At 64.3% G+C, this 12,402-nt stretch carries 11 protein-coding genes and 1 tRNA gene; 9 read left to right on the top strand and 3 right to left on the bottom strand.

The features are described 5' to 3' along the window. Window positions 1–199: 199 nt before the first annotated feature. Window positions 200–1,822 (bottom strand): coiled-coil domain-containing protein, encoded by a 1,623-nt coding sequence (locus GUY37_RS10225; RefSeq protein ID WP_166825205.1) that lies wholly within the window; start codon window positions 1,820–1,822, stop codon window positions 200–202. Between the two features lie 232 nt (window positions 1,823–2,054). Here GUY37_RS10225 and GUY37_RS10220 point away from each other — a divergent pair, with 232 nt between their 5' ends. From GUY37_RS10220 to ettA, 9 genes are all read left to right on the top strand, one after another. Continuing rightward, a complete protein-coding gene (locus GUY37_RS10220; RefSeq protein ID WP_166825202.1) occupies window positions 2,055–3,245 on the top strand; it encodes an acetyl-CoA C-acetyltransferase in 1,191 nt (396 codons plus the stop codon). An 86-nt stretch (window positions 3,246–3,331) separates the two neighbouring features. Continuing rightward, window positions 3,332–3,646: a thiamine-binding protein gene (locus GUY37_RS10215; protein ID WP_166825199.1), complete on the top strand. Its 315-nt coding sequence runs from the start codon at window positions 3,332–3,334 to the stop codon at window positions 3,644–3,646. Between the two features lie 88 nt (window positions 3,647–3,734). Further along, window positions 3,735–3,941 carry a hypothetical protein gene (locus tag GUY37_RS10210; protein WP_152346682.1) on the top strand — a complete coding sequence of 69 codons (207 nt, stop codon included), beginning with the start codon at window positions 3,735–3,737 and terminating at the stop codon, window positions 3,939–3,941. 120 nt (window positions 3,942–4,061) lie between these two features. After that, a tRNA-Arg gene (locus GUY37_RS10205) sits at window positions 4,062–4,135 on the top strand. Window positions 4,136–4,259: 124 nt separating this feature from the next. Beyond that, on the top strand, window positions 4,260–5,957 hold the full coding sequence (locus tag GUY37_RS10200) for a dynamin family protein (RefSeq protein ID WP_166825196.1): 1,698 nt from the start codon (window positions 4,260–4,262) through the stop codon (window positions 5,955–5,957). Beyond that, the gene (locus GUY37_RS10195; RefSeq protein ID WP_166825193.1) at window positions 5,954–7,534 is read left to right on the top strand and encodes a GTPase; all 1,581 of its coding nucleotides are present in this window, start codon (window positions 5,954–5,956) and stop codon (window positions 7,532–7,534) included. The genes GUY37_RS10200 and GUY37_RS10195 overlap by 4 nt, the downstream gene beginning before the upstream one ends. Window positions 7,535–7,724: 190 nt before the next feature. After that, a complete protein-coding gene (locus tag GUY37_RS10190) occupies window positions 7,725–8,402 on the top strand; it encodes a single-stranded DNA-binding protein (protein WP_166825190.1) in 678 nt (225 codons plus the stop codon). Between the two features lie 104 nt (window positions 8,403–8,506). Then, window positions 8,507–9,229, top strand: a complete 723-nt coding sequence (locus GUY37_RS10185) for a DUF6993 domain-containing protein (protein ID WP_166825187.1) — start codon at window positions 8,507–8,509, stop codon at window positions 9,227–9,229. Between the two features lie 128 nt (window positions 9,230–9,357). After that, a complete protein-coding gene (gene ettA / locus GUY37_RS10180) occupies window positions 9,358–11,040 on the top strand; it encodes an energy-dependent translational throttle protein EttA (RefSeq protein ID WP_166825184.1) in 1,683 nt (560 codons plus the stop codon). A gap of 183 nt (window positions 11,041–11,223) precedes the next feature. Here ettA and GUY37_RS10175 read toward each other — a convergent pair whose 3' ends face one another. Further along, window positions 11,224–11,448: a hypothetical protein gene (locus GUY37_RS10175; protein WP_166825180.1), complete on the bottom strand. Its 225-nt coding sequence runs from the start codon at window positions 11,446–11,448 to the stop codon at window positions 11,224–11,226. Between the two features lie 17 nt (window positions 11,449–11,465). Continuing rightward, entirely contained in the window at window positions 11,466–12,374 is a 909-nt protein-coding gene (locus GUY37_RS10170) for an acyl-CoA thioesterase (RefSeq protein ID WP_166825177.1), read from the bottom strand. Between the last annotated feature and the right edge of the window lie 28 nt (window positions 12,375–12,402).

The raw sequence follows: 12,402 nt of genomic DNA, 5'->3' as shown, positions 1-12,402 counted from the left end.
TCAGGACGCCCCACACGGAATCGAAATCGGAGTCGAGAGCAGACGACACTGGCATCAGCGCTGCTTCGACCGCTTCAGGTGAGTTCTGACGGTCGGAGGCCCGTCGGCTGAATGTCTTCGGTCGACCGAGCTCCGAGGCCGTCAATGAGGAAGGGACCCGCAACAGCGGGTCCCTTCCTCATATTCGCCTCAGTCGGCCTCAGCGAAGCGAGTTGCGCGAGCGTGACGTCTTCGAGCTGTTCTTCTTCGAGCCGGAGACCTGAGCGTTGATCGAGATGGTGTCCTCGTCAGTGGCGCCGTTGGGCAGGTCTTCGCCCTTCGTGTCCTCATCATCGTCGGCGGAGTCCGCAGCCGACTCTGCAGCGGTGTTCGAATCAGGCGTCGTCTTCGCATCATCGGTCGACTCGGCGTCGGACTTCGCGGAGCCGTTCTCCTCGGCTCCGGCGCCGTCGCTCTTCGGAGCTCCAGTCGCTTTCGAATCCTCGGACTCGACGGCCCCGGCCGGATCAGCCTCGGCGTCGGTCGACTTCGCAGTCTCGGTCGACTGCTTGGAAGCGTCGTCCTTCGCTGCATCCGATGAGTCATCGTCGGCCAGCAGATCTTCGAGTTCCTGACCGTCGGCGATCTGTTCGGTTGCGTGAGAAGCCGATTCGGCCTTCGCCGGATCCACCGAGTCGCCGCCCATGACTCCGGGCATCGCAAACAGGGAGCGGAGCTGATCGAGCTGAGCGGTGATCGTCTTGCGCTGCTTCGTGAGCAGATCGACCTGCGACTGTGCCGAGGCGACATTGCGCTTCGCCTCCGCCGCGGATTCCTCGATGGTCGCCTCCGCGGTGGCCCGAGCTTCGGCGATGAGCGTCTGGGCGCGAGACTTTCCATCGGCGATGATCTCGTCAGCCTTCTTCACCGCGTCGGTGCGGGTCTGCTCCGCGCGCTCGGCAGCCTCCTTCGCCTCGGTGTCGGCCTTCGCTGCGCGTGCCTGAGCCTCTTCGATGAGCTTCTTGTTCTCAGCCTGAGCCTCTTCGTAGCGCTTCTTGCGTTCGGTTTCGGCTTCTTTGCGCTTGTTCGCGAGTTCGACGTCGAATTCGTTTCCGGCCTTCTTCGACGCCTCATCGCGGGCCTTCGCGGCCTTGAGCAGCTCATCGGCCTGTGCCTGTGCGGCAGCTACAGTCTCCTCGGCCTCGGCCTTGGCTTCTGCGCGCAGATCTGCAGCTTCCTTCTCCGCAGTCGCCCGCAGTTCGGAGAGTTCGAGATCGAGGCTCTCGCGAGCTTCCTTCGCGGAAGCGGCATTCGCTTCCTTGGCCTGATTGGTCTCTCGTTCGGTGGTCGCGCTGAGCTCCGCGGCGCGCTTCTCCGCGGCCTTGATCGTCTCTTCGGCGCGCAGCTCGGCCGAGGAGGTGATCGCATCGGCTTCGGAGCGGGCATTGGACAGGGTGTCATTGCTCTCGGTGTGCATCCGAGCACGAGCGGAAGCCGCCTCGGCGCGGGCCTTGTTCCGGATCGTCTCAGCATCGGAATTGGCCTGAGCCAGGGTCTCGCGGGCCTGCGATTCGGCGATCTTGAGGAGATGGTCGATGCGGCTGCCGGGAGGACCGGCGGCCTCTGCGTTGTCGTTGGCAGCCTTCTTCAGCTGTGCCTTGGCTTCAGAGAGCTCTCCGGCGATCTGCAGCTTCGCCCGATCTGCATTGATGACCTGACTGCGCGCATCGGCCAAGGCTTTGCGGACCGACTCGACCTCGGTGCGCAGCTGCTGCAGACGCGAATCGACTTCACTCTTCTCGTAGCCGCGCATCGCTGTGCGGAATTCTTCGGTGGGCGTCACTGAAGCGAACTCCTGTCATCTTGGAAAGGGGGTGTTCTTAGGCTGTCCTCGTCCTACTCTAACGGAGACTCCATGAGTGTTGGGTGCGAATGCGAGAGTGTGGGCGAGGCTCCGCCGGCAGGGCCGAGCGGACCCCGTGATGCAGGCCACATGGGCCTCGACTAGGCTGGTGGATGTCGAAATGCTTACGTGCCGCGGACAGAGTCCGGGCGCGGAAATCCGAGGAGGAAATATGGCTGATGCAGTGATCGTCGCCGGAGCGCGCACACCGTTCGGGCGACTGCAGGGAGAGCTGTCGAAACTCAGCGCCGTCGAGCTCGGCGCCGAAGCCATCGCCGGTGCACTCGATCGCGCCGGAATTCAGGGCTCTGACGTCGACTACGTGATCATGGGCCAGGTTCTGCAGGCCGGAAACAGTCAGGGTCCCGGTCGGCAGGCGGCGGTCAAGGCCGGTATTCCCATGTCCGTTCCGGCTGTGTCGGTGAATAAGCTGTGCCTGTCGGGGATCAATACGATCACCCAGGCCGCTCAGCTGATCCGGGCCGGCGAGTACGACATCGTGGTGGCCGGCGGGCAGGAGTCGATGAGCCAGGCTCCGCACATGCTCACGAAGTCGCGTTCGGGCTACAAGTACGGCGACGTCGTCGTCAAGGACCATATGGACTACGACGGTCTCTGGGACGCATTCACCGATCAGGCCATGGGCGGACTGACCGAAGAGGCCAACGCCGGTGACCGCGAATTCTCCCGCGCCGAGCAGGACGCGTTCTCTGCTCGTTCGCACCAGCGAGCCGCCGCGGCGCAGGAGTCCGGGGCCTTCGAGAACGAAATCGTTCCCGTGACCATCAGCTCGCGCAAGGGCGATGTCACCGTCTCCGTCGATGAGGGAGTGCGGTCGAATACGACCGTCGACTCCCTGTCCAAGCTGCGCCCCTCCTTCCGCAAAGACGGAACGATCACCGCCGGCAATGCCTCCCAGATCTCCGACGGGGCTTGCGCTGTCGTCGTCATGTCGCGTGAGAAGGCCGAACAGCTGGGCGCTCCGATCCTCGCCGAAGTCCGGTCCCATGCATGGACCGCCGGGCCCGATTCGACTCTCCAGCACCAGCCGTCACAGGCCATCAGGGTCGCTGCCGAACGCGAAGGCGTCGCAGCCGATTCCTTCGATCTCTACGAGATCAACGAGGCCTTCGCCGCCGTCGGCCTGGCCAGCGCCAAGGACCTCGGCGTCGACGAGGACAAGGTCAACGTCAACGGAGGGGCCGTCGCACTGGGCCACCCGATCGGCGCCTCGGGAGCACGAGTCGTCCTCACCCTTGCCCTCGAACTCCAGCGCCGAGGCGGCGGCACGGGAATCGCCGCCCTCTGCGGCGGCGGCGGGCAGGGCGACTCGCTCATCGTGACAGTGCCTGCTCAGGCCTGAGCAGAGCCGACCGACCCGAGTCAGACAGAAAGAGCGGTGGGGAGCCGATCGGTTCCCCACCGCATCGGAAAGAAGGGATCACCACCATGCTCGCAGCTTTCTCAGTCGCCCCCAGCGGGGGAGAAGGGGCCGATGCTTCGGTCCACGACGCCGTGGCAGCGGCCGTCGAGATCGTCCGCAACTCCGGTCTGCCGCACCGCACGGACTCGATGTTCACGACCATCGAAGGCGAATGGGACGAAGTCTTCGCGGTCATCAAAGACGCCACCGAGGCCGTCGGCCAGTTCGGCACCCGGGTGTCGCTGGTGGTCAAGGCCGATATCAGGCCCGGCTACTCCGGCGAGATCGACGGCAAACTCGAGCGCCTGGAGAAGGCGATCGACGCCCGCGGAGACGACTGAGGCGAATTCTTCTCAAATTTTCAGTGACGTGAGCCGTGTCTGGGGTTAGTCTTTTTTCATCGGATGCGCCGATCGAAGGAGATGGACAATGAATGGTGCAAAGCTCTTCTCAATTGCCACGGCACTCACGCTGGTCGCGTTGCTGGGCTTCATGCTCGCAGGGTTCTTCCCGATCATCGTCGACTTCGCCTTCGGCATCGAAGCTGTGGCTGTCATCCTTGCGATGACGGGAGTGGTCGTCGTGTCCTTTGTGACAGTGCGCAAGTCGATGGAGAACGCGGCCCGTCACTACTGAGATGTCCCTGCCGGTATTCCACGGCAGCGAACCGGCCCCGGTTCGAGGCGGCGACTGAGACAGCCAACCTGAACCGGGGCCGCTTTCTGTTCTCATCCGAGCATCGGTTACGATATTTGAGCCTCCGTAGCTCAGTCGGATAGAGCAACCGCCTTCTAAGCGGTAGGTCGCGGGTTCGAGCCCCGCCGGGGGCGCTTCTCATGTCCGGACGCGCCGTTGAGACGCGAATGCCTGATCCGTGCTGACCGTGAGCAAATCCGCGCCGATACGGCGTGGCAGTTGGTGCCGAGCTGGGAAAACATAGAGAGTGGAGGCGTGATGACTGAGAGCAAGAGCGCCGTGACGCCGCCGGTCGGCCAAGCGTTGAACGATATCGTCAAGCGAGTCTCGGAGACGCGCTTCACCCTGCGCAGCGAAGACTTCGCCGACGCTCGCACAGCACACTCGACGCTGACCGCAGAACTCAACGACTACCTGCTGCCGCGGATCAACAGTTCACGGACGCCGTTCCTCATCGCTGTGGGCGGATCGACCGGTGCCGGCAAATCGACACTGGTCAACTCGCTCGTGGGCCGGAACGTGAGTCCTGCCGGAGTGCGTCGACCGACGACAGGCAACCCGGTCGTCATCTTCAACCCGGCCGATTCCAAATTCTTCGAATCAGAACACTACCTGCCGGACCTGCCCCGCAGCTCCGATCCGCAGTCGAGCGTGCCCGGAGTCGTTCTCATCGCCGATGAGAACATCGAACCGGGCACGGCCATCCTCGACTGCCCCGATATCGACTCCATCTCAGAAACGAACCGTGCGCTGTCGCACAGGGTGCTGCTCAGCGCAGATCTGTGGCTCTTCGTGACCACGGCGAACCGGTATGCCGATGCCGCTCCCTGGGCGCTGCTGAAGACAGCGGCGGCGCGAAGCACCTCCGTGGCCATCGTCCTCGACCGGGTTCCGCCCGAAGCCAACCGCGAAGTCAGGCATCATCTGTCGAGTCTGCTCTCTGAAGCGGGACTGGCGAACTCACCGATCTTCTCCGTCGCCGAGCTCGAACTCGAGGACGGACTGCTCCCGCATTCGGCGATCTATCCGATACGCTCCTGGATCTCCCAGGTCGGCACAGAGGGAACCTCCCTCGAACGCATCCGCAACCGCACGCTCACCGGCGCCGTCGCGGCCCTGCCGCTGCGGGTCCGCGAACTCGCGGACTTCGCCGAGACTCAGGAACAGGCGCACTCCGCTCTGGCCGGTTCGTTGGAGAAGAGCTTCCGATCCGCGCAGTCGGGACTCGTCGAGGTGTTCTCTGACGGTCGCGTCCTGCACGGGGAGGTCAATGCCCGCTGGCAGGACTTCGTGGGCACCGGACAGCTGTTCCGCGGTCTGGAGCCGACCATGGCCCGAATGCGCGATCGCATCTCGGCGGCGGTCACCGGCAAACATGACGCGGCCACTCCTCTGCACGTGGCGATTCTGCGCAGTGCCGCGGTCTCACTGCGCGAACAGGCCATCGACGTGGTCGATGAGGTCAACGCCGAATGGCGCAATACGGCCGCCGGAGCCGCCCTCATCGAGGACCAGCCCGAACTGCGAACTGTCGGGGCAGGTCTCGAGGACGCGGTGAAGTCGGCCGTGAGCACCTGGTCCGACGAAGTCAATGCGCTCGTGCGCGATATCGGTCAGGGCAAGAAGTCCAAGGCCCGAATCCTCTCCTTCGGTGTCGCCGGCGTCTGCGCAGTCGTCGAATACGCCGCCTTCTGGGATCCGCAGCAAAGCCGCGATGTGGGGCAGGGCAACCGGCAGGGAGCCGGAGTCGCACTCAACCTCGCAGAGACGATCTTCGGAGAGGACGAGGCCGCCGGGCTCATCTCCTCGATCCGCCAGCGCTTCCTCGATGCCGCTGTGGGAATCGTCGCGAGCTGCCGGACCCCTTTCGACAACGCTCTGAGACTATCCGCGGTACCGGCGCGGCAAGCGGGCGCCCTGCGCGCCTCCGGTGAACGACTTGAGGTGGCATTGTGAACAGTTCTGCACAGACCGAGATCCGGAATCTGGCCGAAGGCATCCGACATGCGCTGTCGCTGAGCGATGACAAACTCGCCGGAGACGTCCGCACCGATGCCCAGAATCTGCTCGATCGGGCAGAAGATCGCCTGGGCCTGGGGGAGGACTTCACCGTTGTGGCCTTCGCCGGCTCCACCGGCTCGGGCAAGTCCTCGCTGTTCAACGCGGTGGCCGGTCTCGAGATCGCCCGAGTCGGTGTGCGCCGGCCGACGACCTCACGCCCGACCGCCTGTGTCTGGGGAGAGGGCGGAAACGATGTCCTCGACTGGCTGCACGTGCCCGAACGCAGCCGCACCTGGCGCGAATCGGCACTCGACGGTGACGACCAGCGGCGCCTGCACGGGCTGATCCTCCTCGATCTGCCCGACCACGACTCCACGGCAGTCGAACACCGCGTCGAATCCGACCGGCTGGTGGGACTCGTCGACGTCGTCTTCTGGGTCGTCGACCCGCAGAAGTACGCCGACTTCTCCCTCCACTCCGAGTACCTGACCAAACTCGCCGAGAACAGCGCGAACATGGTCGTCGTCCTCAACCAGATCGACAAACTCAGCCCGGAGGAGCAGAGGGCCGCAGGTGACCATCTGCGCCAGCTGCTCAACGAGGACGGGCTGAGCGAGACGAATGTGCGCATCTCCTCGGCAGCGACCCGAGAAGGCATCCCAGAGATCCGCAGCATCCTCGCTGACACCGTCGATTCGAACGACGCCGCCGCCGAAAGGCTGCTGGCCGATATGCAGGCCATGGCCAAACGGATCCGCAAGGAGCTCGGTGAACCGGTCGCCTCACCCGACGAATTGGCTGGCGCGTCCCGACTCGTCGAGACGATGTCGGAAGCTGCCGGAGTCGAAGCCGTGGCACAGACCGTTCACGACGACTACATCCGCCGGGCCTACCGCAAGACCGGGTATCCCGTCCTCGCGTGGGCACAGCGCAATGCGCCCGACCCCTTGGGCGCCAAACACGGTCAGGACCGGGACGAACTCGTCCGTGCCTCGGTGCCGGCGACGACCAGGGCACAGAGCTCGCATGTGCGGCTCATGGCTCACGAACTCATCGCAGAATCCGTGTCGACCATGCCACAGGCCTGGCAGAACGAGGCCGCAGAAGCAGAGAAGAAGAGCACGGACGAACTGTCAGAGAACCTCGACTCGGCCGTCACAGCTGTGGAGATCACCCGACAGGCCCCGAACTGGTGGTCGTTGGCGCACGCACTGCAGATCATCTTCTTCGTCGCCTCGATCATCGGGGTCCTCGGCCTCATCGCCTCCGCACTCGTCGCCGCGATCGGTTCCGGTGCTCTGCCGACCTGGTGCTGGATCGTCAGCATCGGACTGCTCGTGATCGGCGTCATCGGATCTGCTGTGACCTCGCTGATGGCGAAGTCGGCGCGGACCAGGGGCGCCGAAGAGGCGGCCGCTGAGGTCGACGGAAGGCTGCGAGACGCGGTCGGTCGCGTCGCCCAGAGCTCATACCTCAACCCGGTGAAGACTGTCATCGGGGAGCATCGACAGGCTTATGAGATGCTCGGCTGAGACGCCGGCGCGCACCTTCGACTCAAACACACCGCGCCGGCCACTGAGGCTGTGATGCCCTGTGGAGGCAGAACCTCTGTCCACAGGGCATTTCGCGTGCCTGGACACCGGACCGCAGCATCGGGCTGACTGAAAGTCCATGCGGACGCAGACGACCGTATGGTTTCATCGCACCGATTTGGAGACTCCGATGTCCGCAATCCCGATCACCGTCACCGGCACAATCGCCACAGACCCCACCGCGCGCACGCTGCCGTCCGGGCGCGCCTGCGCCTCGTTCCGGCTCGCCGTGAACCATTGGCGAGTCGACAAGAACACCGGGGAGTTCGTCACCGACGGCACCTCATGGTTCGGCATCGACTGCTATGGCGAACTGGCCAGCAATTCCGCAATGTCGCTGAGCACCGGAGCCGCGGTGATCGTGACGGGCAACCTGAGGAACCGGGAATGGGCCACTGAAGAGCGAAGCGGAATCTCGCCGACGGTGGTCGCCGAGCATATCGGCCCCGATCTGAGATACGGCACCGCACACTACCGGCGAGCGAAAGCATCCGAACGCTCACAGTCCACTGCCGGACAGGCGGACACGGAGTCCTCCGGAACGAATGATGGGGGCTGGGACACTTTGGGCCCTGCCGAAACGCCTGCCGCGGTGCCCGGCGGCGGGCACGGCGATGTCGCCAGTGCGACTGGAACAGACAGCTTCGCCCAGAAGGATTCGGATGATGATGGCCGCGCCGGTTCCGAGGGCGGCGCCGATGCCGACACCAGCGTCTCATCTGAAGGCAGCACCGGCACCGACAGGGCCGCGGGAGGCGAAGACGATCCGATCGCACGCGAGACCGCGAACGCGGCAGCACCGTTCTGATCATCGCCTGGATTCCTCGCTTCGAGCTCGTCTCGATGCCGCGCTCGGCACAAGTGATCCGCTAGAGTGAGACTGTCAATCGTCCCCTCTCGCCGAGGTTGTAGATGCGTCTCGTTCCTGTGCTGGGTGCCGCAGCACTGACACTGGCTTTGTCGGGCTGTTCACTTCTGGGCTTCGGCTCCGATGATCCGCAGCCCCAGCCGAAGCAGACACAGGCGAAGCCCGTCGCCGAAGTCGACAAGGTGCTCAAGGCGCTCAAACCGCTGACGGGAGACAAGGAATCGGTGCCGTCGACGAAGAAGTTCTTCACCACGATGCTCGACGCCGGATACGAGCCCGAGCAGCTCGAGGCCACGATCGACGAATCGCCGCTGGGCAACGAGGTTCCCTCGAAGATGTTCGGAGTCAAGACCGACAAAGGCTGCGTCGTCGGAGAGATCCGGGCGGGCAAAGCCAGTGCCGACCTCGTCCAGCCCACGGAGTCGACGGGTTCCTGCCTGTTCGGCGAGGTCGAACGGCCGAAGGGCGTCAAGGCGCCGAAGGGTGAGAAGCGCGACGAAGACGGCGATTCCAACGGTGCCGGTCATCTGCCGGGCGAGGACATCAACGGCAAAGACGGCGAGACCGAGAGCCCCGCGCCGAGCGGAGACGACGCCGAATCAGCAAGCACCGGGGGCTCCGAAGGGACCTCAGGCTCTGAAGGCACCGACGGCTCTGAAGGCACTGACGGCTCTGGCACCGAAGGCACGTCAGGGGACGGCGGATCGGGAGAGACCTCGAATGGAGGCGACACTTCAGGAGGGGCCCCGTCACTCGGCGGAGGCTGAGCGTTTCTCGGCGGAGCCTGTGCAACCTCGGCCGAGGCTGTGCAACCTCGGTGGAAGTTCGACATCCCCGGTGGAGGCAGAGCGTCAAGTAGCGCTGGAGGGCGCCGAACCGATAGCCTGAGTCCACTATGGCCGAATTCATCTACACCATGCACAAGGCGCGCAAAGCGCACGGTGACAAAGTCATCCTCGACGATGTATCGATGTCGTTCTACCCCGGAGCGAAGATCGGTATGGTCGGCCCCAACGGCGCCGGCAAATCAACGATTCTCAAGATCATGGCGGGACTCGAGCAGCCGTCCAACGGTGAAGCTCGACTCAGCCCCGGGTACTCGGTGGGCATCCTCATGCAGGAACCGCCCCTGAACGAAGAGAAGACCGTGCTCGGCAACGTCGAAGAAGGCGTCGGCGAGATCAAGGCGAAGGTCGACCGCTTCAACGCCATCTCCGAGGAGATGGCCGACCCCGACGCGGACTTCGACGCCCTCATGGAAGAGATGGGCAAACTGCAGGAAGCCATCGACGCCGCCGACGCCTGGGATCTCGACTCCCAGCTCGAGCAGGCGATGGACGCACTGCGCTGTCCGCCGCCGGACGCGGACGTCTCCGTGCTCTCCGGCGGTGAACGCCGCCGTGTGGCACTGTGCAAGCTGCTGCTTGAGAAGCCCGACCTGCTGCTCCTCGATGAGCCGACCAACCACCTCGATGCAGAATCGGTGCTGTGGCTCGAGCAGCACCTGAAGACCTACCCCGGCGCAGTCATCGCGATTACGCACGACAGGTACTTCCTCGATCACGTGGCCGAATGGATCGCCGAAGTCGACCGCGGTCACCTCTACCCCTATGAGGGCAACTACTCGACATACCTCGAGAAGAAGCGCGAACGCCTGCAGGTGCAGGGCAAGAAAGACGCGAAGCTCGCCAAGCGCCTCAAGGACGAACTCGACTGGGTGCGTTCGAACCCGAAGGCGAAGCAGACGAAGTCGAAGGCTCGTCTGGCCCGCTATGAGGAGATGGCCGCCGAAGCGGAGAAGACTCGGAAGCTCGACTTCGAAGAGATCCAGATCCCGGCCGGACCGCGTCTGGGCGACATCGTCATCGAAGCGGACAACCTGCAGAAGGGATTCGACGATCGCCTGCTCATCGACGGTCTGAGCTTCTCGCTGCCGCGCAACGGCATCGTCGGCGTCATCGGCCCCAACGGCGTCGGAAAGTCGACGCTGTTCAAGACCATCGTCGGCCTCGAAGACCTCGACGGCGGCGAGCTCAAGGTCGGCGACACCGTGAAGATCTCCTACGTCGACCAGTCACGTGGAGGCATCGATCCGGACAAGACGCTGTGGGAGGTCGTGTCCGACGGACTCGACTTCATCCAGGTCGGTTCGGTCGAGATGCCGTCTCGCGCCTATGTCTCCGCGTTCGGATTCAAGGGCCCCGACCAGCAGAAGAAGGCCGGAATCCTCTCCGGCGGCGAACGCAACCGACTCAACCTGGCCCTCACGCTCAAACAGGGCGGAAACCTCCTCCTGCTCGATGAGCCGACGAACGACCTCGACGTCGAGACCCTGGGCTCCCTGGAGAACGCTCTTCTCGAGTTCCCCGGCTGTGCCGTGGTCGTCTCGCACGATCGCTGGTTCCTCGACCGTGTGGCCACCCACATCCTCGCTTGGGAGGGCACCGAGGAGAACCCGGCGAGCTGGTACTGGTTCGAAGGCAACTTCGAAGCCTACGAGAAGAACAAGGTCGAACGCCTCGGCGAAGATGCGGCCCGTCCGCACCGAGTCACGCACCGCCGTCTCACCCGCGACTGATCTTCGTCCGGTCTGAGCCGATTCGGTTCCGACTCTTCGCTCCAGACAGTGATGCCCCGGTCATATCGACCGGGGCATCACTGCGTCAGCGCTGGTTCGATTCTTCGGAGTCGGTCAGTCGCTGCAGGCGCCTTCGCCTGCGCAAGTGAGTTCGCCTGCGCCGCACCCCAGGTGTGACAGGAGTCAGTCTCCTGAGCGGCTGTTGAGACCGCCGAGGGTCGCGATCCCTCTGAACAGGAGCCGGACGAGGAACGTGCCGATGATTCCGCACACGACGGCAAGCAGCCCGCCGACCGCGACATGCAGATCGGTGCGTCCCATGAACGCGACGAGGGCGAGGAGCCCGATGACGAGGAACAGCGCCACGTTCACCAGCCGACTGAGGATACTGCCGATGATATCCATCATCGTCGGATCCTTACGCGTCACCGGAACTCCTTGACCCGGACCATGCCTTCCTGGGCCACGGTCGCCAGCAGGGTCCCGTCCTGAGCGAAGATGCGTCCATAGCCGAGTCCGCGTCCGCCCTGCGCGGCAGGGGACTCCTGCACATAGAGCATCCAGTCGTCGACTCGCACCCGGTGGTGCCACCACATGGCGTGGTCGAGGCTCGCCACCCGCAGCCCGGGCGTGCGCCACGTCAGTTCGTGGTGACGCAGAACCGGCTCGAGCAGATTGAAATCGCTGGCATAGGCCAGTGCAGCGGCATTGAGCACCGGATCGTCTCCGAAGGCAGCACCGGCTCTGAACCAGGAATGCTGCTCGGTGACCGAAGGATCGGAGATGCCGGACGTGTGCAGAGACGGCTCGACAGGACGGACTTCGAAAGGACGCTTCCTCAGCCAATCGCTGACGAGCGGAGAATCTTCGTCGCCGATGTAGTCGAGCAGCTCCGGGCAGTCCTCGGGAGCCGGCAGATCTGTCGGCATCTGTTCGGCGTGGCTGAGGCCGGGCTGGTCGTCCTGGAAGGAAGCGCTCAACGACAGGATCGGCGCTCCCTTCTGATACGCATGCACTCGGCGCGCCGAGAACGAACGACCATCCCGCAGCCGCTCGACTCCGAATTCGATGGGTTCGCTGACATCGCCGGCGCGAAGGAAGTACCCGTGGAGGGAATGGATCAGCCGGTCGCTGGGAAGCGTTGCCGCAGCAGCGACGACACACTGCGCGAGCACCTGCCCGCCGAAGACCCGACCGTCCGGTTTGTACTGGCTGTGCCCGATGAAGAAGTCCGTTTCGCTGGAAGCCGCGGTGAATTCGAGCTTGCGCAGATCGAGGATCTCGTGCAACCGTGCTACGTTCGCCTCCGCTTCGATGGATGCTTCGTCGGTCATGGGTTTCTCCCTCGGATGACAGTGCCAA

Origin of the sequence: Brevibacterium limosum (genome assembly GCF_011617705.1) — a bacterium.
GTDB classification, from domain to species: domain Bacteria; phylum Actinomycetota; class Actinomycetes; order Actinomycetales; family Brevibacteriaceae; genus Brevibacterium; species Brevibacterium limosum.
Note: the sequence above shows the minus strand (reverse complement) of the source record. Positions and strands in the feature narration are given on the sequence as shown.

Coding starts and splice junctions, on each gene's coding strand:
- GUY37_RS10185 (WP_166825187.1), top strand. CDS start 8,507: ATGCGTCTCGTTCCTGTGCTGGGTGCCGCAGCACTGACACTGGCTTTG.
- GUY37_RS10175 (WP_166825180.1), bottom strand. CDS start 11,448: ATGATGGATATCATCGGCAGTATCCTCAGTCGGCTGGTGAACGTGGCG.
- GUY37_RS10220 (WP_166825202.1), top strand. CDS start 2,055: ATGGCTGATGCAGTGATCGTCGCCGGAGCGCGCACACCGTTCGGGCGA.
- GUY37_RS10170 (WP_166825177.1), bottom strand. CDS start 12,374: ATGACCGACGAAGCATCCATCGAAGCGGAGGCGAACGTAGCACGGTTG.
- GUY37_RS10210 (WP_152346682.1), top strand. CDS start 3,735: ATGAATGGTGCAAAGCTCTTCTCAATTGCCACGGCACTCACGCTGGTC.
- GUY37_RS10200 (WP_166825196.1), top strand. CDS start 4,260: ATGACTGAGAGCAAGAGCGCCGTGACGCCGCCGGTCGGCCAAGCGTTG.
- ettA (WP_166825184.1), top strand. CDS start 9,358: ATGGCCGAATTCATCTACACCATGCACAAGGCGCGCAAAGCGCACGGT.
- GUY37_RS10190 (WP_166825190.1), top strand. CDS start 7,725: ATGTCCGCAATCCCGATCACCGTCACCGGCACAATCGCCACAGACCCC.
- GUY37_RS10215 (WP_166825199.1), top strand. CDS start 3,332: ATGCTCGCAGCTTTCTCAGTCGCCCCCAGCGGGGGAGAAGGGGCCGAT.